Below are 23,656 nucleotides of genomic sequence, written 5' to 3'. Positions count from 1 at the left end.
TCGCAGACCTGTTCGCAGCAGTCCCGGAACTCACCGAAAAACTCGGTTGAGTTGGAACAGAGATTTTTCAACGAAAAATCCTGCAAGGCCCGCCAAATGGCGGGCCTTTTCCGCAGATGAACGAGGTGTTTTTTTAGTTCTGACATCTACATTCTGAGAAGGATCCTAATCCCTCACTTATTAAAACTACCTAAACTGTCCCATTGGCGCTGTCGCAAGACAAGGCTGTGATGATGTCTGGCTTGTAAGCGGTCGTAACTGGGTATGCGGCGTTGGGTTTTGGCTAATAAAGATAAGCCGGTTGAAAACACCATCGACGAGACGCAAATCCCTTATGTGTTCTTTGGACGGAAGAACCGAGCTGGAAAAGTTATCAATCGCACCTACGCCATACCTAACTCACTCCCGCACCTGCCCGTTGCAAGCTGGAAATCCTGCGTTTTCAGCAAATGCTTGGTTTGACGGGCGGCATTGCCTTCGTGGTCGGCATTCAGCCGAAAGTACCCATACTGCGCGTCAGCTAAATGCCCGAAACCTCTCATTCCAGGCATTCCGTGGAACTGAACACGCAGCTTTTATGGGTGTTACGGCTGCCTTTTCTTAAGTCGAATAGTGCGGCATCTCTACATCCAGTCGGCGACGAACAGCCAGCCATTCCAACTCACCTTCGTAGCCGTACCAGTCGCTGACAGCCATGTCAGATAGGTGGCGCTGGATTTCCCGTTCAGGAATTTCCCGAATAGTGGCCCCGCCAGCTGCAGACTTTTGCACCTCCAACTGTACCGCGCAGGCCTGATCCAGATAGAACGACCGGAAGAACGTCTCTCCAGCTGTCGAACCAAACACAAAAGCGCCGTGCCAAGCCTCGATGATCGCCTTTTTGCCAGTGCCCGCATTCAGCAGGCCGGTAAGAAAATCATCAGTGCATTCGAACTCGTAGTCGGTATAGCCCAGCACATCACCACCACCAATCATCAAGTAGGCCTGGCTGAGCGGTTGCAGACCCTCTTTCTGAGCGGACACCCCCATGATCGCTTTGGTGTGAATGTGCATGATGCAGTTCATGTCTGGATTAGCTTCGAAAAACAGTTTGCCGATCTCGGTGGCGGATGGGTTTGGTTCGCCGTTTTCCGGGTTGTGGTTCACGCGATCAAAACCGACCTTGATAAGGTTTGATGCCGTGACCTCTTCGTGCATCCAACCATAATGGTGCGTCAGAAGAGCATCCTCACCTGGAACCCGGATCGCGTGCCACTGGTTGGTCAAATCCGTCAGGCGATATTTCACAAGAGCGTTGTATATGGCTGCAAGTTCGCAACGTGCTTCCCATTCGGCATCACTGCAATTGGCCGGTCGGTGTCCGCTGGGTTTAGGGGTCATGATGTTCATTGGCGTCTCCTCTGTTTCCGAAAAGACTACAGGAGAACAGCGTGTATTTTTGTCTTGAAGTGCCCAATTTTGTGCGGGAAGTTCCCTGAATGCTGAATGTTTCCATTGTGCTGTTCCCGGAGTTTCAGATGCTGGCCTATGTATTGGCCACAGAAACACTGCGCCTCGCAAACAAATGTGCAGGGAAAGAAATTATCCGGTGGCAAACCCGCACAGCAACAAACGCGGCAGTCCAGGCGTCAAACGGAGCGTTGGTCGCCCCTGATACAATCGAGTGGTTGAATGAACCCAAAGCTGATCTGGTGCTGCTATGCGCCGGATATCAACCTCTGGTGCATTTAACGCCACGAGTGCGTGCCTATACCGCGCGGGCCGCGACGACAAACTGCGTCATTTCAGGTGTTGATACCGGTACGGTCATTCTGGCTGAGCTTGGTTTGTTGAATGACCGTCAGGCAGTGTTGCACTACGAAGCTGAAACTGAGTTTAAAGAACGTTGGCCAAACGTTGATATTGTTGATCGTATTTTCTGCTTGGACAGAAATCGATTGACCGCTGCGGGTGGCACCGCCACCGGTGACGCCGTTTTGGCTTGGATATCACGCGACATAGATGAAGATCTGGCGTTGGCCGTGGCGACCGGAATGATCCACGGCATGCCACGAAGCGGGGACACGCCTCAACGTGCAACCAGCACATCCGATCCGCTGCTCATGCAGATGCATCAGTTTATGGCGGACAACATATCATCTCCACTGTCGATCAAAGACATATGTTCACGCCTGCAGCTGTCGCCAAAGCGGCTTCGGCGCCGATGTTTCGACTATTATGGGCTGACCCCATCAGCCTACTACCGCAAATGTCGGCTAGAGGTGGCACATCAACTGCTGGTCAATTCTTCGCAGTCAATGACAGACGTTGCCATAAGTTGCGGTTTTGAATCTTTATCTAGTTTTTCGCGCGCCATAAGTGCGCATTTTGGACAAACACCCAAAATGATCAGAAACCAGACCTTGAGGCCGAGATCTTAGATGACCGTTTTGTGGAGTGACCTGTGAAGTCGTTCACCAGCTGATTTTGTGTGCGCAATGTATGACAGGTCCGGCGGGTCGCGCCGCAGCATAGAGACCAAGTAATCAAGGTCCGGAGTGGGCCGGCTAATCCACGAGAAAGAAGTCTGACAACAGGCTCGAATCTGCATCGGAACCACCACAGGCTCTTTTGATTCCGATTGCACGGATGTCCCAGTTGATCACTCAACGTCATTGACGGAATTTATTGCAATCCGTACGCTCACGTTGAAGTAGAAAAACTTTGTTGCCGGAATAGATGAAATCATGGTTTCAAATCAATTCGTTAAGAGTAACACCCGTACTTTTTTAAGTGAACTCAGAAACAATATCGTCGACCACCAAACTTTCTTTGAAGGCGAGATTGAGAGCCTGACCTATGGTGACCTTTTTCGCAAATGTGACCTGCTTTGTGCCTTCTTTAAACGACAAGGCCTTTTGCCGCGTGACCGCATCGCGATTGCTCTCGAAGATGACGTCTGTTCGGTTGTTACTTTCGTGTCCAGCATGTGGTTCGGCCTGGAATTGTGTATGATCGATCCGGATGCGCCCATTCCGGAATGTCAAAAAACACTCGAACTCCTGAAACCTGATCACCTGTTGTTGAGTCCACAATGCCGATCAAATTGGGCGTTCTTGGAGGAGGGAACTAACCGGCACCAGTCTCTCATTACAATTGACGACCACCTTTTTCATTCTTTGTCGCACGAATTGGGCGCGACAAATAAATTTGAACCGGCGGACCGATCGTTCGAAGACCCTTTGATGATAGTCCTTACCTCGGGAACGACCGGCAACCCCAAAGGAGTTGTTCTGTCTTACAAAGCCATACTCACGCAAAGCATGAATATGGGCGTTGGAATTGACTTTGGCCCCGGAAGCCGGATTCTGAATCTCTTCCGGCTAAGCCAGATCGGGTCGGTCGTGAATGGCATATTGCTGGCGCTGCTTCATGGTGGGACTCTGGTCAGACCGTTTCAAAAGTTTGATTTAAGTAAAAGCCGACAACTGCTTTCGCGGATCGTAGCAAACCCAGTCAGCCATTTTATCTTTGTTCCAAGTCTGATCTCGTGCCTGTTTCGTGACAGAGAAGCATTTAAAAAAGCATTCGCTGTTCCTGATTTCAGGTTTTTCGTCACAACAGCGGCGCCGATATCTGATGATCTCTGGCAACAGATTGAAACGCAAACAGGCAAGGTCGTAATCAACACCTTCGGATCAAGCGAAGTCAACAATGTGACTTTCACCTCGCGGAACATTGCTGACGAGCGAATTGGCACCATAGGCAGCCTTCTGGATGCCGAATGCAAAGTCGTTGGAGAAACCGGAGATGAAGTTTCGCCCGGTGAAACGGGTGAACTTTGGATTCGTTCCGAAACACGGATGACCGACTATCTGAACGCCCCTGAATTGACTGAATGCGTACTGGTCGATGGTTGGGTCAAGACAGGCGATCTTGCCTATCTGTCGGGCGAAAATCTGGTCTATGTCGGGCGAAGCGTGGAAAGTATCATCAGCGGCGGCCACACCATATTTCCGAATGAAATAAACAATTTAATTCTAAGTCATCCCGATGTCGCAGACGCTTACACTTTTGGGAAATCTCATCCTGAATGGGGAGAGCTTGTTGCCGCCTGTATTGTGCCGGTCTCTACGGATCTTACGGCACCCACAATCAGCAGCTTTCTGAGAGAAAGGCTATCGATGCACAAAATTCCGCGGAAAATCGTGTTTGTCGACAGAATTCCGCTCAACGATCGAGGGAAGGTAAGACTCCAGGAAATACAGAAGCTGGTGCCCTGAAGGGTGCCTGCCAGAATTCGCCTCACGTGCTCGGCAAGCCTTGAGGATTTTTGGCAACCGATAGTGATTGGATCAGTAAAACGGAGGCGAATATTTTTTGAGCCTCAAAATCTAAATTAGAAAATCGGGTTAACGCAATGAACATTCACGACACAAATACCGAAATCAAAAACCTGTTCGGCATCGTCGATGCAAAGGCGAAAAAGCCGTTTCTCATCGCACCGGATTCGCTTTCTTATAAAGAAGTGACCGAAGAAGTCGGCTTGGTCATGCGGCTTTTTGAAAATAGCGGATTGAAGAAGGGCGACGTGATCGTTTTGTGCGTCGAGAATGACGCGGATCTCGTGGTATTCTTCCTAGCTGCATTCCGCTACGGGCTTGTGACCTCGATCCTGACGCCTGAAAACACCAGCGTTGAAGCACAGGCTTTGGTGCAGCACATAAAACCGCAAGCTGTTGTTTGTACGAATGAAATACTCGATCGTTGGAAGTCGCAATCGGTTCTTGATGGGGCAGGCCTGATGCTGGCCTTGGGTGTGACCAAGCGAAAAACATCAACTCGCGAGCGTTTTCGGTCTTTGTTTTCCACATCCAAGACGGGTGATGTGGACGCTGACACTTATCCTGCAATCGTCAGCGATCTCTCTCCTCTTGACGCACCTTCAGATGAGCCGGAGTTGTCGGATTTTTCAATGTTGGTGTTTACTTCAGGCAGTACTGGAACGCCGAAAGTCGTCAGGCTCACATACGCGGCGGTGATTGAACAAGCCAGGATAATGGGAACTCAGCTTGGTTTGACCAAGGATTCGGTGATGCTAAGCCTGATCCCCTTCACATCGCTTGGTGCGGCAGCAAGTGGTGCGCTGCTGTCATTCTTGAATGGCTCCACCCTTGTCCGCCCGGTGCGTAAATTCTCGAACCAGAGCATACCCGACATATTGGACACGATTTACAGCAAACGGGTTTCACACTTCTTCCTATCGCCTGCGATGATGCAATTGTTGCTGCGCTATGGAGACAACCTGAAGGAGACATTTGATACAGAAGATTTCAAATTCTTTCTGTCTATGTCGGCAATGCTTCCTAAAACACTGTGGGACACCTTTGAGGAGAAGACAGGAAAGGAAGTCGTTAATTCCTACGGTTTGTCCGAAGCCAACAACCTGACCTTCACCGGTCCTGGGTCAGATCATCGGGACACAAACAGTGTTGGAAAAATCCTGGGGTCACAGTGGAAAATTCTGAATGACGACGGCGACGAAGTAGAGCCGGGGGAAATCGGAGAGCTTGTCGTTTCCGGACCCACGGTCATGCATGACTATTTGCACAACAGCGATGAGACCGACAAAAGCCTTGCCGACGGGTGGTTCAGGACCGGTGACCTGGCCCGACATGATGGCGACGGCAACATCTTTATCGCTGGCCGTATCAAGGACGTTATTATTGTTGGCGGCAACAACGTCTACCCGGAAGAAGTCGACGATAATATCCGGCTGCACCCGCTTGTAGTGGATACATGTACATTCGGCGTCGAAGACAGCCTTATGGGCGAAATTGCCGTCAGTTGCGTGGTGCGAGAAGTCGATAGCCTGGATGCGGCTGCGCTTGTCTCGCACCTGAGCGAACGCATTTCACCCATCAAAATCCCTGCCAGAGTGGTCTTTGTCGACGAAATCCCAATGTCCGAACGCGGCAAGGCGGATCGCAATCAGCTGAGGTCTTTGATTGACCACGAGCTTGAAAACAACAAAGGGGCTGACAGCTCGTCCCTTGAGGATCAGGTCATTGCTGTCGCCGCTGAAACATTCATGATCGAAAGCAGCAAGCTGGAAGCGTCCAGCAACTACTCCAACACCCTGGGTTGGGACTCGCTTGGACATGTTATGTTTGTCGAAGCACTTGGTGCCAAATTCGATATCACCATTGAACCCATTGACGTCTTGAAAATTCATACGATCTCCGACGCGGTTGAATTGATCGAAGCAAAGTTGGCCGGGTGAAAAGAATGCGCACCAAAGCCAGAAAGCTGTTCTTGACGTCGGCAACGATCGGAATGCTCGTCAGCACGGCCTATTTCTATGACAACAGCAAGCCGGTGCTGGACTACATGGAGTATCTGCCCGTCTATCGCGTCGAACAACTGTGGGAAAGAAAGCAACAGCAGGACGCCCCGGCTGGGACTCCTTTTCTACAGGCTGTTGCGCAGCAGAAATGATCCCATTCACAAGAAAAACCATTCCAACAAGGTGAATTACAATGTCACACGCTCTACCAATTGCCGAAGCCTATGATCATCCGAGCGCGTGGGACACAACCACGATCCGGACGGAAGATGACATTGCATGTTACTTGAGCGAGCAGCAGGTAGATGCACTGCTCACTGCACTGGATCATGCGCGTCGCTCGGGCAAAAAGGTGGAGGACATTACGCGCGATGATTTCCCACTCAGTGGAATAGAAGAGTCCCTTCAACAGTGGATTTGGGATCTGCATGAAGGCCGTGGACTGTTCCTTTTGCGTGGTCTTCCGATGCAAGACCTGACAACCGAAGATTGCGCACTTCTTTATTGGGGATTTGGCTCCCATTTTGGCATAGCGCAACCTCAGAGTGTCGCCGGCGACAGGTTGGGTTATGTTCGGGATGAAAGTGGCAAAAACAGGCACTCTCGCGGTTACCAAAAACGATCCGAGCTTTCCATGCATACGGATACTACGGATATCCTTGCCATGATGAGTATCGTTCAGGCCAAGAAAGGTGGGCTTAGCGGCTGCACAAGCGGACCGGCGATATACAATTATCTTCTGGAGAATGAACCCGACGTACTGGAAACGCTTTGCAACGGGTTCCACTACCCGGTCTTCGGCCTCAGAAAACCTGGCAGTCCATTGGTCACTGAAGAGAAATATCCGATCTTCACTATGGCAGAAGGATATTTAAGCCTCAGCTATCTCAGAGCTCACATCGACATGGCATTTGGTGGCTTGGAACGTGATGCGACTCCCGCCGAAGAACACGCCCTCAACACCTTTGAGGCACTGACCAAAGACCCCCGGTTCTGTTTACGGTTCAACATGAAACCGGGCGAAATTCTGTTCATGAACAACTACGTGCTGCTGCATGACAGAACTGAATTTGAAGACGACGAAGATCCCGAAAAACGCCGTCTGCTATTTCGTCTATGGCTTGATGCGTTCGACAAGAGGCCACTGAACCGTCTGGCCTCGCCTTACATCAAGAACTGAGACTACTTGTGAACTGAACGCGTCATGAGAAAACTCACGCTGACCTCTCAGGGGTCAGCGAAGGAACGACACACCGATCATCACGTAGTTGAACGTAAACAGGGATGAAAACACCCACCAGGCTTTGGCAATGATTGGATTGCCGTTGACGAGGAATGACCTGATGCGGGTTTCCTTGAAATAATGATAAAGATTGATCCCAATACCATTATAAAGCCCCCACATAACCGCATTGATTGTAAAACCGTGCCAAACCCCGATTGTGGACATTGACAACAACAACGCCAGTCGGGGGGCATTGGTGTACGAAACTATCGGCAAATAGATATAGCTTCGAACCCAACCTGTAAGGCTCATGTGCCAGTTCTTCCAAAACTCAACGATGTTTGGCCGAAACAATGGGAAATTGAAGTTCTCGCAAATCTTGTAGCCGATAAGCAGCCCGACACCGATTGCAAGGTTCGAATACCCTGCAAACTGGTAATAGACGTTCAAACCAAACTCGATGCTTTCAAAGTAAAACCGCGTCAGAGAAGCATCATCTGTGTTATTCAAAATCCAAGCGTCAAAGTACTGGCTTATTACAATGTCGCTCACGACGACCACCTGAAAGCCACCTAGCGCAATCCGATCAATTCCAGCCCTGATATTCTTGGTGTCAAACCGCTGGCGGCGCGTGGACTTCATGTAGTCTTCAAACCGATAAATTGGCCCTACGATGATGATTGGGAAGAAAAACAGGTAGCTGTAGTAGTTTACGAAGCTGTGTTTTGGGAGCTGTCCCTTGAAGTGTTCAAACCAATAGTGGATCAACCTCAACGAATAAAACGCCATCCCGGTCATGAAAACTAAGTCATAGTGATCACTGGTCCGGAAGATCACTCGGGCAGTCTCGTGTGCGGCAAAAGGAAGGATGAGGAGTGCAAGCCCCAACAAAAGCACGGGTGTGGATCGATGGTTGATTTTTGTAAGTGCAAAAGTCAGCAGACCAATCGCAAGCAGCACCAAGTAGGAAACCCAATCCAAAGTTAGCAGAATTAGGGTCGATATGAGTGCAAGGTAAACCTGCCTGCCTTGTGATGGTGTCAACCAGTAGAACAGAACAATTGCCGACAGGATTGCAGCGTAGAAAGTTAGGTTTCCCGGCTCCAGAACATTCAAAAATAAAAAATTGAAACCTTCGGTCATGTTTTTTTGCTGTCAACTTGTCAAAAAAATTGGAGTTTAAATAAACTCTAGCGTGCATGTTTCACAGTATTTACACCAATGCGCAAGTTTAATCTCTATGCCTAGGTTGTGTTGACAAATGGCGCAGCCAAAGGCGGTTTGCCAATCAAGATCGTTATCGGCAAACGCGGTGCCAACACAGCTGGCATCAAGGCTATTAACAAGATGCTGAGGGGCTTTGGTTGCCTAACGGGCAGGATAATCGGCTTACTAACCCCACCGATGCTGCCACCAAATAGAGTTTTGACCGAACCCGAGTAGGCTATTTCTGTGCGCCGGCGAGCTCTGCCAGCAAGCTGTTGAATTCCTCGGCTCGTTCTATATTGACCAGATGGCCGGTCCCGGAAAACTGATGCCATTTGGCGTCCGGCAGTGTTTTTCGGAGAAAATCATTTGTTTCGCCAACCAGATAATAGTCCTCGTCTCCGGTCACCAAAAGCACCGGCTTGCTAAACGCCTTCAACCGTGTCTGTTCATCAAACAACGACCGCCGGTTCCAGTGCAGTGTCGACAGCACATGAACCGCACCTTCCGGCGATTGGCCACGCAGGTTCTTGGCATAGGTTGCCCAGCCTTGCGGATCGTTTTTCTGAAAACTCTGATAGGCTGGATCTGCTTCCAGAACTGCGACTGCGCCGTCACCTCCCCGGTCTTCGCGAAGCCGGATTTCGTGGCCGACCCAGTCTTGCCGATAGCGTATTTGCTCGGCCTCATCACGGGGGCCTGAGCTGTTGCCGACGAGAGTTAGGCTTGTGACGCGGTCAGGGTATTTCAGCGCAAAATCGAGGCTGGTGAAACTACCCATTGAGGTACCGACCAGATGCGCTTGCTCGATCCCGAGGTAATTCATCAGGGCCAGAAGATCGCTGGTGGATTGGGCTTGACCGTATCGACTGCGGTCATTGGGGACTTCGGAAGGCAAAAAGCCACGCGCGCAATAGGTGATGCAACGGAAGGATTGAGACAGAGCCGGAACCTGCCGATGCCAACTACGTTGATCACCGCCAAATTCATGAACAAACACGATCGGGGCGCCTGTTCCGGTTTCCTCGTAATAGAGGGTGATGCCGTCAGCGGTCTGAAGTTCAGGCATGTTCTGTTTCCTGCTGGTGTCTTGGAAGAAAGCGCCCGGACGGGGTCAGCGCATCAATGCTGCAATGGTGGCGGCGTCATAGCCAAGTTCGGTCAGAACTTCCGAGGTGTGCTGTCCCAGCTCTGGCGCCGGGCTTTCCTGCAATTCGCGGTCCGCTATGGGGTTGCGCGCAAACTGCATAATGCGCCCGGGTGCTCCCGCCTCGACGCTCGAGAATGCGGCGTATTCTTTGGCAATCGGGCTGTCGGCAATGGTCTGGATGGTCTCGACCACCGAGCAGGGAATGGCGTTTTCTACCAGGATTTCCATCCAATATTCCGATGGATGCTGTTTCAGATGCGTGCCCAGAACCTCATCCAGCGCATCGCGGTTGGCAAGCCGCGCTTCATCGCCCTGAAACCGCGGGTCGTCCAGAAGCGCTGTGTAACCGATTGCCTCGCAAAAGCGCGGCCAGTCCTTTTCGCTGCCCAGACCGATGACAATGTCCCGGTCGGCAGTTGGATAGGGCTCAAACGGTGTCATCGACGGGTGGCGCGAACCGATCGGCCCCGGCACGATGCCTGCGTTCAGATAGCGGGCAAAAGCGTTCTCCAGACACACCCACTGGCAGGCCAGCATGGAGACATCCAAATGGCTGGTTTCGTCCGCCCCCTTGGCGTCGCGTTCATAAAGCCGTTGAAGGATGCCGATGGTTGTGAACAGGGCCGCAGCGATATCGCCCACGGAAAAACCGACCCGGGTCGGATCGCCATCCAGCTCTCCGTTGATGCTCATCATTCCGCTCATCGCCTGCACCACGATGTCATAGGCTGGGCGGTGCGACAGGCTGCCGGTCTGGCCGAAGCCGCTGATCGAGGCAGAAATTAGCTTCGGGTTGATCCGCTTTAGATCGGCATCGCTGCAGCCCAGCCTATCGCGCACGCCGGGGCGCATGTTCTCGATAAAAACATCCGCCGTGGCCAGCAGCCGGTGCAGGGCCTCCTTGCCCTGCTCGGTCTTCAGATCCAGCGTCACTGACCGTTTGTTGCGGTTCAGCGAAGCGAAATAGAGGCTGATGCCGTCCTCGAACGGCGGTGTGCCCCGGGCCAGATCGCCACCCGGGTTTTCGACCTTGATCACGTCGGCGCCAAGGCTGGCCAGCAGCCATGTGCAAAACGGGCCGGACAGGACCGAGGTCATGTCGACAACGCGGATGCCTTTCATTGCGAACCCCTCCTCAGCATGGCTTTGAGTGTTTTCAGATGTGCTCCGTCTGCCGCCAACGCGGTGGCGCAGAGGCTGCGGCAGGTTTCCGTCAGGATGTCCCGTTGCACCAGCCGGTCTACCAATCCCCAGGCGGCGGCCTCATCTGCGCTCACAACATCGCCACCCAGCAAGATTGCAGCACTGCGGCCCGGACCGGTCAGCGCCTGCAATTTATCCACATCATACTGCCCCGGCAGAACGTTGTTTTTGAGAACGGGATAGGCAAAGCGAGCCTCGGGCACACAGACCCGGATGTCGCAGCCAAGCGCCAGCGTCAGGCCACCACCGATGCACGGCCCATTGATGGCGGCCAGAGTAAGTACCGGTACGGCTCGCAATGCTTCGGCCATTTCGTCCCATGGGTCGGGGCCTTCCAAATCGTCATAAAGCGTGTTCAGGTCAGCGCCTGCACAAAACACTCGGCCTCCTGCGCCGGTAATGATCACCGCGCGAAGCTCCGTGTCCCCGATAGTCGCGCAAAAAATATCCCTCAGTGCAACCAGCATATCCTTCGTGAGCGAATTGGCCTTACCCGGTCGGTTTATCGTGACTGTCAGGCAAGCACCTTCGCGCTGGGTTCGGATCAGGCTGGTTCCGCTCATGTCCGAAACTCCGGAACAGTGCGCTCCAGCATCCGGATCAGTGAGGGCCATTGTAACTGGCCATGTGGTCCACTTTCTGGCGCACCCCAATCGTGCAGCGCTGCCATAGCCTCATCGGTGATTTCTATGGGCCGGTCGGTGGCACCCAGAATATCCACCTGAATTTTGCAGGCCATCTCAAGGTAGTAGTGATAGATGAACGCCTCGGCCGCTGTCCGTCCAACCGCCAATAGCCCGTGGTTCTGCAAAAGCATGGCAAAGTTGCTGCCCAGATCGCGCGCTAGCAGCGCGCCTTCATCCTCCACTGCGGTTGAGTCCTGATAGGGATGGCTCGACAGGGTGCCCAGTACGAACCCAGCGTGTTGCGACAGGGGCTGCAAACCCTCAGGCATGGCTGAAACGGCCACACCGGCCCGAGTGTGGCTGTGGATCACAAAGTTCACATCTGGCCGCGCATTTAGAATGCCGGAATGAATGATATGACCGGCCAGATTGACGATCTTGCCGCTTCCCGGATGATCATCCACAGCCTCTCCGCCAAAGGACATGCGGGTGAGGTTTGATGCCGTGATCTCATCGAACATCAGATCGTGCGAGTTCAGCAAGTAGTGATCGGGATCTTGCGGCAGACGCGCCGAAATGTGTGTGGAGGTCAGATCGGTCCAGCCATAGTGATGCGACAACCGGTAAAGTGCGGCCAGGTCCTGCCGGATCTGTTCTGTGCCTGAGTAATCATGAGGCGCGTTCAACATTCCGGTTCTCCCAATGCATCCCGATAGAGATTGTGGAAATGGCGCAATCCGACTTCGCTCATCGCGCCGCAGCCATCGCCGATGACATAGGGGCCGGGTTCAAATGCGCGACTTTGCATACCCTTCTGGATCTTCGAGACCACGACCTCATCTTCGGCACCGGTGGTCTCTCGGTGTTTGACCATCAGGGCTCGGACTTCTTCATTCGAAATCGAGCCGCTGGAGAACCAGCGGTAGCGGTATATGGTTCGGTTCCAGGCCACAGGCAGCCATTGTCGGATAGTGAAATAGCCACCCGGGTAACAGCACATCGAAACGTTGGGCCAAATCCAGTAAGCACCGTAGTCACCCGCACGTGGGCTGGCCTTTAGATCGTAGTCGTATTGCTTTTCGTTTTTTGTCTGGGCCTTCCCGTCGTGCCAGATGGTCTTGCCCCGTGGCACGGTGGTGTAGCCCTCCATATCAAGAACGCCGTGGGTCAGTGAACTCGCGTGCACCGTCGGGCAATGGTAGCATTCATTGTAGTTTTCGACCGACAGCTTCCAGTTGGACTTGTGCTCGATCTCGGTTTCGCAGACGAACCGCAACTTTTCGGGGTCAGGATGAAAGCTGAGCAGGTTTTCCCTGTATTCCTCCAGTGCCGGGCCCATCGGCGATGCATCTTCGTCCAGATTGACAAATACAAAGCCGCAGAAAACCTCGACCCGGATCGTGCGAAGATTGATCTGGTCGCACGTCAGCCCATCGCTTTCCACCGATCCCGGCGCACGGCGCAGCTTGCCGTTAATCTCATAGGTCCAGGCGTGGTAGGGGCAGACGAGCACCCGCTTGCCCTTGCCTTCACCCTCTACCAGCGGATGCCCGCGATGGCGGCAGATGTTGTAATAGCCCATGATGCTGCCATCCGGGGCGCGGATGACAAAAATATCCTCGTCGACAATGGTAAAGGTCTTGAAATCGCCCGGCTCTGCAATTTCCGACACATGGCAAACGCATTGCCAGCTGCGGAAGAATATCTTTTCCTTGTCGGTCTCAAAGCAATCCGGCTCGACATAGTACCGCGCTGCCAATGGCGTATCTCGTGACATTTGCCCTCCGCTTCTTACTGATGCCTTGCTGGTTTCGCCATTTCGCTTACGTACCGCTGAGCCGCAGCCTGCCTTGCTCTCGATGTGATGAATAGATAAAAAGTTTTTACACCTAGGGTAATTTCAGGTTAGTCTACTTATGCCGGACCCGTCCAATCAGACACCGCTCGGCGCAGTCCGTGTCTTCACCGTTGCTGCACAATTCGAAAACTTCAAACGCGCTGCGGCCGAGTTGGGCGTGACACCCACGGCGGTCAGTTCACAGGTCAAGTCGCTTGAAGCCTATCTCGGCTGCACGTTGTTTGACCGCAACGCCCAGTCGGTCACGTTGAACCAAGCAGGACAGCAATTCGCCGAAGCCTGTGACGCCATCTTTGCGAGGCTCGACAAGGCGGTGATTGACGTGCGTCAAACCGCTGGCCGCACGTCAATCACCGTTGGGGTGGGTGCCTTGATCGGTTCGCAATGGCTGTCCAAACGCCTGTTCAGTTTCTGGCAGCGTTTCCCCGATACCGGCCTGCATCTGCAGTATTCGCCCGGCGGGGTTGAGTTTTCGGACGGCCAGACAGACATGATGCTGGCTTGGGGCGACGGGCGCTGGCCCGGACTGATCTCGGAGCCTCTGCTGCGGTTCAAAACGTCGCCCGTGCTCGCCCACTCGCTGCTGGCGAGCAATCCGGCCGTGAACAATCCGGGGGATCTGTTGAACCTGCCGCTGTTGCACTGGAAGGATCAATTCGACTGGCTGGAATGGTTCGATTCCATGGGCGTTGAAACCGGTGGCCATCTACCTGGCGTCGTCATCGACGACTCCAGTGTCCTGCTCCGCGCCGTTCTGTCGGGCCAAGGGGTATCGCTCGGGCTGCTTCCTCTCATCGAAAGTGAATTGCGGTCCGGCCATCTTGTTCGACCTTTTAAAAAGGACTTCGCGCCGTCACGGTCCTATCATCTGGTCTACCCGCCGGACGCTATGGACCAGCCGCAACTGAAAGCTTTCCGAGATTGGGTAGTCGAAGAAGCCGGCCAGAGCCACCGTTAGAACATATCCCTTAAAGACGGAAATGGGCGCTATGGGCACGCAATGGATCGTCCTATTCGTGCGATACAGGTTTGCTTCCAAGATGTTGATCTGGCTCTAAGCCCATTGTGCCTTTTATTGCTCTGGGAAGGAGCAGTAGCAAAATGTCGAAAGCAAACTTTGCAGAGTGGGGTCGTCGGCCTAAGACCACTTTTCAACCGCAAAAACCTATTACGGCAGACCACCATTCATTGCGGCCGTTCGCTACCGGAGACTATCAAGAAGTTCTTTGGCATCGTTAAGATCAGGAGTGTTGAAACCCTCAGAGAACAAGTCATAAACAGGCGTCAGCAGTTCTCTTGAACGTGTAACACTTCCCTGACTTTTCCAAAGTGCTGCAAGGCTGGTAGAAGCACGCAGCTCAAGCGATCTTGCCTGTTGCGCGCGCGCCCTCCGAATTGCGAGTTTGAATTGTTCTTCCGCTGCAGATTCATCTCCGGCTTCAGCTAACAGGACGCCTTCCAGCCTGGCCAGTTCAGCAAAATAGAACCGCTCTCGGTTCGCATCGCTCGCTGCGTTGGCTTTTCTCAAAGCAGACCACGCGCTATCCAAGTCATGCGTTTCGATACCGCTAGCGGCTAGAAAACCAAGCCATTGTGTATCACCAAGACGTGCTCCGGTTTTGTGCCATTTTGCATGCCCGTCCAGCAGCAGTTCAACCCCTTCGTCAATCCTGCCGAGCCCAGTCAGGGCGCGGCCACAGCACATGGTTCCAATGGCAAGCCACGGCGCTAAATCGTGCTCCGCTGCATGGGCGATCGCCTCTTTGGACACAGACAACGCCGCAACGAATTCCCTGCGATACAACAGAGCTACGGCCTTAAAACACAAGGCCCATCCAATGCAGTGGCTGAATGATAGATCCTGACCAAGCTCAAGCCCTTCATTTGCCATTTTCAGAGCAGTATCAGGGTAACCGATTAGCCAATAATTCCATGCAGCGTAGAGCCTGCAAACAACGCCCGCGCTATCTCCGTGAATGGCAACTTCCACGTGGCGTATGTGTTTCGAAAGTGCGTCATCAATATCTATGCCGGATTGCAGATACTCTCTTGCTTTCTCAGACTCGCCCACAAAAAACAGGCTGGTTCCAAGCGCTCTGTTACTTAATGCGCGCTGGTGCGCACTACTTGCCGACGTCACAAGAGAACTCAGTCTCCTTGCAAGATGCAAAGCTTGCTTATGCTCTCCTCTGGTTAGATGGTAATTCCAATACCCTCTTAATATTGGGAATAAATCTTCGGTTCGGCCAAGGCGGTTACAAAGCTTACGCGCCCTTTGGTAAGCCTGCCGCACATCCGGGGACGACCACCCTTTCACGAAAGTCAAAGGAACGGCAAGTTTTGACTGCAACTCCAACTCAGTCTCAATTCTGGCGGTAGGTTGTCGGATTGCGGGCACCAGCTTTAAGCCTGTTTTCAGATGTTCAATCGCCTCCATATTTGCCGAACGGGCAATTGCCAGCTCTCCAGCTTTCAACCAATACTCAATAGCTTTTTCGTGGCTGCCAGCCTCCATAAAGTGGTAGGCCACCATTTCTGGCCTTTTCCTGGTAATCTCAGGATGCATCGTCTCTATCATTTCGGCTGCCAGTTGATGTACCGGCCGCCGCTTTGCCTTCAGCAAGCTGCCATAAGCTGTGTCTCGAATGAGCGCATGCTTAAAGGAGTATCTGGTGTGAGGATGTTGCCCTCTTTGGTTGAGAAGTTCGGCGTCCACCAACTGTACCAACGCCCACCTTAGGGCCGTTTCTTCAAATGAAGAAACAGCCTGCAATGTTTGGAAATCGAACTCTCGACCAAGCACAGCGGCAATTTGTGCTACTTCCCGCGCTTTAGGCGACCGGTCCAACCTTGCCATCAAGGAATCTTGCAGCGACGCGGGGATCGTTGCACTGGAAATATGGTGGGGCAGTTCACGGCCTGTGTTTCGCTCGGCCAAAAGGCTGGAATCCAGCATCACCTTGGTCAATTCTTCGATATAGAGCGGTATGCCATCAGTCTTGCCAATAATATGTTCGACAGTCATTTGAGATAGGTCTAGCCCTTGGGCTTGCTGCCTGATCAGAGTTTCTGCCTCTGACCTCTTCAAGCGACCAAGCTTGACTGTTGTTATCTGGATATCGCTCTGCCACGGTGGTCGAAATTCTGGACGGCAGGTCAGGACATTTAGTATTGGAGCGTTCCGCGATTGTCTGATCTGAGACGCTAGTATTTCTAACGTTGAAGGGTCTGCCCAATGCAAGTCTTCCCAGGTCAACAAGACGGGCCGGTGCCGAGCCTCATCCAATAGCCAAGCGACAATAGCATCCATGGTCTGGTGCTTTTGCTTTTGCGCCGTCAACGCTGACGGCGGATATTTTTCAACAGGTAACGGAATTGACAGCAATGAGGCTATCAAGGGCACCACATCATTAAGCGGCAAGTTGGTCCCCCGAAGTGCGTCTTCCAGTTTGCGGAGTTTATCCGAGGGCTCGTCCTCTCCACGTAAACGTAAAAGCTGCTCCAGATGAATAATAAGAGGGTAAAGTGCACTGTTAGTGTGATACGGCGAACAGCTAAGTGTAATACGGGTGCAATCCGCATCACTGAGTTTGCCGTGCAAGGCTTCCAACAATCTGGATTTTCCAATGCCAGGCTCACCGCAAATCAGGACAACTTGCCCCACATTCTCTTGGCTTTGCTGCCAAGTCTGCCACAACAACTCAATCTCATTCTCGCGCCCGATAAATGGGGTCAGTTGCCCGGAATGTGCCAGCTTGAACCGTGTATCCGGATTTGGCTCTCCGGCCACTCGCCAAGTCGGCACTGGTTGTTCAAAGCCCTTTAACTGATGAACGCCAAGGTCTTCAAATTTTAGCGCGCCTCCTACTAATTTGCTCGTGGCAGTGTCAGTTACAACCTGATCAGGCAACGCCAGAGTCATCAAACGAGCAGCAAGGATGGGAGTTTCCCCGGCTACAGCACCCCTCTCAGACGCCGTCTCTCCAACGATGTCACCTATCACGACGTGCCCGGTGGCAATTCCAACTCTGACCGAAAGGTTCTGTTTCACGTCCTTTTTCAAGTCTTTCACCGCCTGTGCCAATGCCAGGCCTGTTCGAACAGCGCTTTCAGCTTGATTCTCGTGTGCACGCGGCCAACCGAAATAGGCTAAGACGCCGTCGCCAAGGAACTTGGCGACGTGTCCTTGGAAGCGCATCACTACCTCGGCTACAGTGACTTGGTAGTGCTGCATAAGCTCACGTAAATCTTCCGGATCCAACCGTTGTGAAAGTGCGGTTGATCCGACGAGATCACAGAAGAGAACTGTCAGTTGCCGGTGTTCAGCGTCAGAACCTTGTGCAAGGTTGCCTCGGGCTTGATGCCTATCTGGTATAGCCTTCTGTAATCCATCGCCGGCAAGAGCAGTTATCGCACGTACCAGCAGCTTACGGTCACCGAGTAGGCTGACACCAAGTTCTGCCAAGTCATCTTCACTGAGATCAGGAAGATGTTTGAAGTTGATTTTGTTCGTGGCGAAGGCCTCTGCATATTCGCCAAGGCCTAGTTTTTCGAGCCATTCACCGACATCTTGAGCCATTGATGCCTCTCGGACGGTTGAAACGACTCCAGTTTAGTCGATTACCCCACTTCGATCCATCACAGCTCGTTGCATTGTCGGAAAGCAGCGAATTTTTACGGAATACCGTATTCAGTTACTAATTTTGTCTGGTTGCTTTAAGCACCGTGTCTGGCCAGTTTTGCAAACCGCGCGCAGAGGTCTGGTGTTTACAGCTAGGGTCCGCGTTGCTGCCTATTAGTCGCTCCTCTATTTCCGCTTGTCAAAAAAACACATGCGCAATCGCTCGCTCTTCAGACAACGGTACCAGCTATACTCTTGAATCTAAAGGGCCTGACTTTGGTGCTCTTTCAGTTCATTCGTAAATCTCTGCAAACCGGGAATGTCATTTGATGCGGAAAAGGTGATCAATCGGACGGGCCAGTTAAGATCGTAAGTCAAAGGCACAGCTGATACATCGCCCGATTGCGATGCGCCTAAAATATCAATGTCGACGATCGCACGGCCTGCACCTTGGGCGACCATGCGTACCAATGCGGATTGTGTCTGAACCTCGGCTCTGACCTGAAACGAAACTTCACAGCTATCGAACATTGTCTCCACTGCACGGCGGAACGGGCTGCGCGGTGTCAGCATGATTTGAGGCGCCTCCGCGAGTTTGGCAGGCGAGACTTTGCGCGCATCAGCCAGCGGGTCATCGCGGGGAACAATCACCACGGGTTGTAGGTCGGCCAGTCGAGTGCACGCCAGATTTGGATCGCCGGGGTCAGACGATACAATTGCGCAATCCACCCGTCCTTCGCGCAATGCGGCCATCCCTGCCTTCTCATCCAGAACATCGACATCCACCCTTAAGGCGGAAAGTTCCGCCATGAGTTTGCCGGCCGCAGTCGCAACGCGGGTATCGGCCACCGCCGGGACTGTTGCCACACGCAAATGCCCGCCTGTGCCAGAGGCGATTTGGATCGCTGCCTCCTGGATACGTTCCAAACCCTGATAGTGTTTTTGAACTGCTCTCTGCAAACTGTGTGCCGCAGAGGTTGGCTCGAACTTACGTCCTGATCGATCAAACAGGAGCACGCCCATTTCTGCCTCTAACTCGGCGACCACTCGGCTAATGGCAGGCTGCGATATGTGCAGGGCATCTGCTGCCTTTCGCGTGGACCGGTGTCGATAGGCCATCTGAAAAAGCTCAATCTGTCGGGCAGTGATACGCATAGGGATTGATAACAAAAGTGTATCAATAAATGCAATAAGATGATTTTTCATTAAGATTAGCTGGCGTTACCGTTCCGTGCATGAACTGCGAAACAATGGATCGAAACGTGCCCGCTGACCTACTGATCTTGCTGCTTGCCATTTTAACAGGTGCAGCGATTCAGGTTGGCGTCGGGATTGGATTCAGCATCGTGGTAGCGCCCGTGATGATGGTGTTGCTGGGGACGGCTACGGCTGTTCCGGTTTTGCTCATGTTGAACACGCTCGTATCACTTGTCGCGTCGAATAGGCGGGTGTGGTTGAAGAACAATGGCCTGATCCGCAATGCAGTTATTGGGTGCTTAACGGGAATAGCTCTCGGTCTCTTGATTTACCCCTATCTGTCAGAACGCATGGTGTTGGCCCTGACAGGCGTTCTTTTACTTGTCGGAGTTGCCACTTCGTTACTGCCGCAGGAAAACAGGGTTGGCCAACCGGGATTTCAGGCAATTTCGGGCCTGTCAGGTCTTGCCACAGTATGGGCAGCGACCCCCGGTCCTTTGATGATTTTGGGCTTTCTGGCATTGGGTCGCACTCCGCATGAAGCTCGTAGGTTGGTACAGCCTGTGGCACTGGTCGCATATGGTTCTGCCTTTGCATTGCACTGCCTGTCAGACTGGTCGGCCTTTGCCAGCGCCCCGTGGCTTTGGCCGTTTGTCGCCGCTACTATCGCGGGCAGCCTGTTGGGGCACCTGATCGGCCCACTGCTGCCACAGCAGACTATAACCCACGCAATTCGAATAATCTCGATCCTCGCGTGCGCGGCCCTGTTCCGCCGCGCCTATCTGGTTGGATGACACGTGATGACTGAACAGATGAATATCGACCAGAAATTGTCTGAGTTCCCGCGCGCTCGTTTGATGACCGAAGTCACACCGGTCGAAAGGCTGGATCGCCTGTCAGACCGCCTGGATATAGACCTTTGGCTTAAGCGGGACGACCTGACTGGGCTTAGTTTTGGTGGCAACAAGACTCGTCAGTTGGAGTTCTATTTTGGCGAAGCGTTACAACAGCGGGCTGATACTGTTCTGATTACCGGAGCAGTACAGTCTAATTTTGTGCGCACAGCGGCCGCGGCTGCGTCACGTCTCGGGATGAAGTCCGTTCTGCAACTGGAAGAGCGGGTGCCGGGGATGGGAGAGCAATACTACCACTCAGGCAATGTCCTGCTGGCTAAAATCCTGGGCGCTGAACATATGCACTTTCCGGTGGGCGAAGATGAAGTCGGCGCTGACAATGCCCTGCATGAAAGGGCGGCCCAGCTGGTTGCCGCCGGCCACCGGCCCTATGTCATCCACCTTGGTATCGACCATCCGCCCTTGGGGGCATTGGGCTATGTGCAGGGTGGTGCGGAACTGAGCGCGCAAATAAGCGATTTTGATGCCGCGGTCGTGCCTTCTGGTAGCGGCTCAACTCACGGCGGGTTTCTGACGGGTCTACGGCTGTCCGGAATGCGCGCGCCCGTTCATGGAATCTGCGTCCGTCGCGATCAGGAGCAGCAGAACGCACGCATGCAAAAAGTCCTGGCCAAATTGGCGGCTTTGATGGATTTCGACCCGGCGATCGTCATGAACGATATCAAAGTCTGGGATGACGTGCTCGCACCCGGATATGGGCAAGTCGGGCAAGAAACGCTTGATGCCCTGACCCTCATGGCGCGTACCGAAGGTATCTTTTTGGATCCGGTCTATTCGGCAAAGACATTTGCCGGGCTTCTTGGGCTGTTGGACGAGGGGATCATCAGCAAGGGCCAAAAGGTTGTCATGCTGCATACCGGAGGTCTGCCGGCACTGTTTGGATATCAGGAAGTGATCGGATCACTCGCTTAGAACCGGCTGCAAAAGCATCGCACAAATCATCAAACAAAATAAAAAACAGAAAGGGAGAAAACTATGAGGAAGAACCTGATCTTGGCCTCAGCTATGGCACTTTTGCTCGGAGGTGTGGCTGCGCAGGCGGAAGAGTTTGTCACGATCGGCACAGGTGGCGTGACCGGTGTATACTATCCCACCGGTGGATCGATCTGCCGTCTGATGAACAAGAACCGCAAGGAAACCGGCGTGCGATGCACGGTCGAATCCACCGGCGGTTCGGTTTATAACATCAACACCATCCGCGAAGGTGAGTTGGAATTCGGCGTTGCACAGTCCGACTGGCAATTCCACGCTCTCAACGGCACCTCTAAGTTTGAAGAAGCCGGACCATTCGAAGACCTGCGTGCAGTGTTTTCCGTTCACGCCGAACCGTTCAACGTTATGGTGCGCGAAGACTCGGGGATCGAGCATTTTGACGATCTGGTAGGCAAGCGGGTCAACATCGGCAATCCCGGCTCTGGCCAGCGCGGCACCATGGAGGTGCTTATGGACGCCAAAGGCTGGACCAAAGACACGTTCGCCCTCGCCGCCGAGTTGAAATCAGCGGAGCAATCCAGCGCTTTGTGCGACAACCAGATCGACGCGTTCATTATCACGGCCGGCCATCCCTCGGGTAATCTGACCGAGGCCGCCACCACGTGCAACGCCAAGCTGGTGCCAGTGACGGGTGATGCTGTGACCGGTTTGATCGACAACAACGCCTATTACCGCTCGGCCACAATTCCCGGCGGTATGTATCGCGGCACCGATAGCGACGTCGAGACCTTTGGGGTCGGCGCAACACTTGTAACGTCGGCCAACGTATCTGATGCGGCAGTCTATGCTTTGGTTTCGGCCATATTCGAGAATTTCGATGATTTTCGCACCTTTCACCCGGCCTTTGCCAATCTGACTAAAGAGGAAATGGTAACCGCCGGTCTTTCGGCGCCAATCCATCCGGGTGCGCTGAAGTATTACCAGGAAAAAGGACTGTTGGAGTAAGCAGGGATATCTTCGGACACTGTCGTCCAACCCATGTCGGGGCCGCATTGATGCAGACATGCTCAAGTGGCCCCGCATAGACAATTCCATTCCCAACAGAGGAATGATTTGGGTTCAAGCGCAGGTAAAATGACCGAAGCAATCAAGAAGGCATCAAAAGAGCATTGCGAGTGCCAAAAAGGCTTTTTTGAGTATGCAGAACACGAAAGAGCAGACCTCTATCCGTCCCCAGCACCTTGGCAACGGGCATGCAGGCAACGCGGCGGATTCTTCTCCCCCGACTCCCACAGTCGACTACTCGGTCTCAGCGGGTCTTGCCGACCGACTTGGAGGGCTTGGGCTGTCCATCGCCTTTTCCTCCTACCAGTCGGGGTTCCTTTACATGGTAGGGGTCAAACCGGGTGGCGGGATCAACATCCATCAGATGGCTTTTCCCCGACCAATGGGCATTCACCGTCATGGGACGCATGGCTTGTCGCTGGCGGCAGACGACCAAATTCTGCACCTACAGAACGTGCTTGATCCGCATGAGCGCGTGAATGATCTGTTCGACGCGGCCTTTATGCCCCGTCAGAGCGAGTTTACCGGGCGGCTTGACCTGCACGATCTTGGCATCGACGCCTCAGGCAAGGCGATCTTCGTCAACACGCGATACAATTGCCTCGCTACACCGGACATGCGCCACAGCTTTCGTGAGGTCTGGCGCCCCCCGTTCATATCATCGCTGGTGGCTGAGGATCGTTGCCACCTGAATGGGCTGGCGATGAGGGACGGACATCCCCGATACGTTACAGCTGTCAGCCGATCGGACACTATCGACGGTTGGCGAGACCGGCGTGCGGATGGGGGTATCGTTATTGACGTCGAGACGGGAGACATCATTTGCGACAATCTGTCGATGCCGCATTCGCCGCGATGGTCTGATGGACGGCTGTGGCTGTTGAACTCTGGACGTGGCGAGTTGGGCACAGTGGAGTTCGACCAGAACGGCAAGGGTAGTTTCAAGCCACATGTTTTTTGTCCCGGTTTTGCCCGTGGTCTGGCCTTGCATGGTCGTTATGCCTTCGTTGGCCTGTCCAAGCCCCGCTACAAGCGGTTCGAGGGACTGGAGCTTGAGGCCCGCCTGACCGAGGCCGACAGTGCGCCATGGTGCGGAATCCAGATAATTGATCTTGAGACCAAGACTTGCGTGGACTGGCTTCGGATAGATGGCGCGGTGGCCGAGCTCTACGACCTTGAACTCCTGCAGGGTCACCTCTGCCCGATGGCAATTGCGCCTGACACCTCAGAAGCGGCGACGCTGATCACCCTGCCGAAGTCAGAGCAACCCGAAGAAAACACATAAAATTCAACAACAAAACAATAAAATTGGTACGGACATAATGAGTAAATT

Annotated in this window: 19 protein-coding genes and 1 pseudogene; 11 read left to right on the top strand and 9 right to left on the bottom strand. The window is 53.3% G+C overall.

Features of this window, described 5'->3' with window-relative positions:
• Positions 1 to 600 precede the first annotated feature (600 nt).
• Positions 601 to 1,389, bottom strand: a complete 789-nt coding sequence (locus ACR0NW_RS22925) for a class II aldolase/adducin family protein (protein WP_480452244.1) — start codon at positions 1,387 to 1,389, stop codon at positions 601 to 603.
• Positions 1,390 to 1,478: 89 nt separating this feature from the next.
• On the opposite strand from ACR0NW_RS22925, the gene ACR0NW_RS22920 reads away from it, so the two are divergent.
• The 5 genes from ACR0NW_RS22920 to ACR0NW_RS22900 all read left to right on the top strand — a co-directional run bounded on the left by ACR0NW_RS22920 (position 1,479) and on the right by ACR0NW_RS22900 (position 7,505).
• Positions 1,479 to 2,420, top strand: coding sequence for a GlxA family transcriptional regulator (locus ACR0NW_RS22920; RefSeq protein WP_480452243.1), 942 nt, complete (start codon positions 1,479 to 1,481; stop codon positions 2,418 to 2,420).
• A 306-nt stretch (positions 2,421 to 2,726) separates the two neighbouring features.
• Positions 2,727 to 4,262 (top strand): class I adenylate-forming enzyme family protein, encoded by a 1,536-nt coding sequence (locus ACR0NW_RS22915; RefSeq protein ID WP_480452241.1) that lies wholly within the window; start codon positions 2,727 to 2,729, stop codon positions 4,260 to 4,262.
• Between the two features lie 137 nt (positions 4,263 to 4,399).
• Positions 4,400 to 6,262 (top strand): AMP-binding protein, encoded by a 1,863-nt coding sequence (locus tag ACR0NW_RS22910; RefSeq protein ID WP_480452240.1) that lies wholly within the window; start codon positions 4,400 to 4,402, stop codon positions 6,260 to 6,262.
• A 5-nt stretch (positions 6,263 to 6,267) separates the two neighbouring features.
• Positions 6,268 to 6,477 (top strand): hypothetical protein, encoded by a 210-nt coding sequence (locus ACR0NW_RS22905; protein ID WP_480452238.1) that lies wholly within the window; start codon positions 6,268 to 6,270, stop codon positions 6,475 to 6,477.
• Positions 6,478 to 6,611: 134 nt separating this feature from the next.
• Positions 6,612 to 7,505 (top strand): TauD/TfdA family dioxygenase, encoded by an 894-nt coding sequence (locus ACR0NW_RS22900; protein WP_480452236.1) that lies wholly within the window; start codon positions 6,612 to 6,614, stop codon positions 7,503 to 7,505.
• Between the two features lie 54 nt (positions 7,506 to 7,559).
• Here ACR0NW_RS22900 and ACR0NW_RS22895 read toward each other — a convergent pair whose 3' ends face one another.
• Positions 7,560 to 8,693: an MBOAT family O-acyltransferase gene (locus ACR0NW_RS22895; protein WP_480452234.1), complete on the bottom strand. Its 1,134-nt coding sequence runs from the start codon at positions 8,691 to 8,693 to the stop codon at positions 7,560 to 7,562.
• A 135-nt stretch (positions 8,694 to 8,828) separates the two neighbouring features.
• Here ACR0NW_RS22895 and ACR0NW_RS22890 point away from each other — a divergent pair.
• Positions 8,829 to 8,918: pseudogene (locus ACR0NW_RS22890) on the top strand (IS6 family transposase); the annotation flags it as partial.
• A 76-nt stretch (positions 8,919 to 8,994) separates the two neighbouring features.
• On the opposite strand, the gene ACR0NW_RS22885 reads toward ACR0NW_RS22890, so the two are convergent.
• From ACR0NW_RS22885 to ACR0NW_RS22865, 5 genes are read right to left on the bottom strand one after another with little or no spacing between them, the layout of a single operon-like run.
• Positions 8,995 to 9,825, bottom strand: a complete 831-nt coding sequence (locus ACR0NW_RS22885; RefSeq protein WP_480452232.1) for an alpha/beta fold hydrolase — start codon at positions 9,823 to 9,825, stop codon at positions 8,995 to 8,997.
• Positions 9,826 to 9,870: 45 nt separating this feature from the next.
• The gene (locus tag ACR0NW_RS22880) at positions 9,871 to 11,028 is read right to left on the bottom strand and encodes a CaiB/BaiF CoA transferase family protein (protein ID WP_480452230.1); all 1,158 of its coding nucleotides are present in this window, start codon (positions 11,026 to 11,028) and stop codon (positions 9,871 to 9,873) included.
• On the bottom strand, positions 11,025 to 11,672 hold the full coding sequence (locus tag ACR0NW_RS22875) for an enoyl-CoA hydratase/isomerase family protein (protein WP_480452229.1): 648 nt from the start codon (positions 11,670 to 11,672) through the stop codon (positions 11,025 to 11,027). Before ACR0NW_RS22875 ends, ACR0NW_RS22880 begins: the two co-directional genes overlap by 4 nt.
• Positions 11,669 to 12,424 carry a class II aldolase/adducin family protein gene (locus ACR0NW_RS22870; protein WP_480452227.1) on the bottom strand — a complete coding sequence of 252 codons (756 nt, stop codon included), beginning with the start codon at positions 12,422 to 12,424 and terminating at the stop codon, positions 11,669 to 11,671. The genes ACR0NW_RS22875 and ACR0NW_RS22870 overlap by 4 nt, the downstream gene beginning before the upstream one ends.
• Positions 12,418 to 13,512, bottom strand: a complete 1,095-nt coding sequence (locus ACR0NW_RS22865) for an aromatic ring-hydroxylating oxygenase subunit alpha (protein WP_480452225.1) — start codon at positions 13,510 to 13,512, stop codon at positions 12,418 to 12,420. The genes ACR0NW_RS22870 and ACR0NW_RS22865 overlap by 7 nt, the downstream gene beginning before the upstream one ends.
• Positions 13,513 to 13,651: 139 nt before the next feature.
• Here ACR0NW_RS22865 and ACR0NW_RS22860 point away from each other — a divergent pair, with 139 nt between their 5' ends.
• Positions 13,652 to 14,551 (top strand): LysR substrate-binding domain-containing protein, encoded by a 900-nt coding sequence (locus ACR0NW_RS22860; protein WP_480452223.1) that lies wholly within the window; start codon positions 13,652 to 13,654, stop codon positions 14,549 to 14,551.
• 243 nt (positions 14,552 to 14,794) lie between these two features.
• Here the strand turns inward: ACR0NW_RS22860 and ACR0NW_RS22855 are convergent, their stop codons facing one another.
• Both ACR0NW_RS22855 and ACR0NW_RS22850 read right to left on the bottom strand, forming a co-directional pair.
• Positions 14,795 to 18,172, bottom strand: coding sequence for an adenylate/guanylate cyclase domain-containing protein (locus tag ACR0NW_RS22855; RefSeq protein WP_480452221.1), 3,378 nt, complete (start codon positions 18,170 to 18,172; stop codon positions 14,795 to 14,797).
• Between the two features lie 303 nt (positions 18,173 to 18,475).
• On the bottom strand, positions 18,476 to 19,369 hold the full coding sequence (locus ACR0NW_RS22850) for a LysR family transcriptional regulator (RefSeq protein WP_480452220.1): 894 nt from the start codon (positions 19,367 to 19,369) through the stop codon (positions 18,476 to 18,478).
• A gap of 107 nt (positions 19,370 to 19,476) precedes the next feature.
• On the opposite strand from ACR0NW_RS22850, the gene ACR0NW_RS22845 reads away from it, so the two are divergent.
• The 4 genes from ACR0NW_RS22845 to ACR0NW_RS22830 all read left to right on the top strand — a co-directional run bounded on the left by ACR0NW_RS22845 (position 19,477) and on the right by ACR0NW_RS22830 (position 23,608).
• Positions 19,477 to 20,205, top strand: coding sequence for a sulfite exporter TauE/SafE family protein (locus tag ACR0NW_RS22845; RefSeq protein ID WP_480452219.1), 729 nt, complete (start codon positions 19,477 to 19,479; stop codon positions 20,203 to 20,205).
• Positions 20,206 to 20,211: 6 nt separating this feature from the next.
• The gene (locus ACR0NW_RS22840; protein ID WP_480452218.1) at positions 20,212 to 21,237 is read left to right on the top strand and encodes a D-cysteine desulfhydrase family protein; all 1,026 of its coding nucleotides are present in this window, start codon (positions 20,212 to 20,214) and stop codon (positions 21,235 to 21,237) included.
• 63 nt (positions 21,238 to 21,300) lie between these two features.
• Positions 21,301 to 22,263: a TAXI family TRAP transporter solute-binding subunit gene (locus ACR0NW_RS22835; protein ID WP_480452216.1), complete on the top strand. Its 963-nt coding sequence runs from the start codon at positions 21,301 to 21,303 to the stop codon at positions 22,261 to 22,263.
• 193 nt (positions 22,264 to 22,456) lie between these two features.
• Positions 22,457 to 23,608, top strand: coding sequence for a TIGR03032 family protein (locus tag ACR0NW_RS22830; RefSeq protein ID WP_480452215.1), 1,152 nt, complete (start codon positions 22,457 to 22,459; stop codon positions 23,606 to 23,608).
• The last annotated feature ends 48 nt before the right edge of the window (positions 23,609 to 23,656 follow it).

This window comes from Ruegeria sp. CF5, from assembly GCF_056537325.1.
The sequence above is the reverse complement of the archived record's forward strand: the minus strand, read 5'-3'. Positions and strand labels throughout refer to the sequence as shown.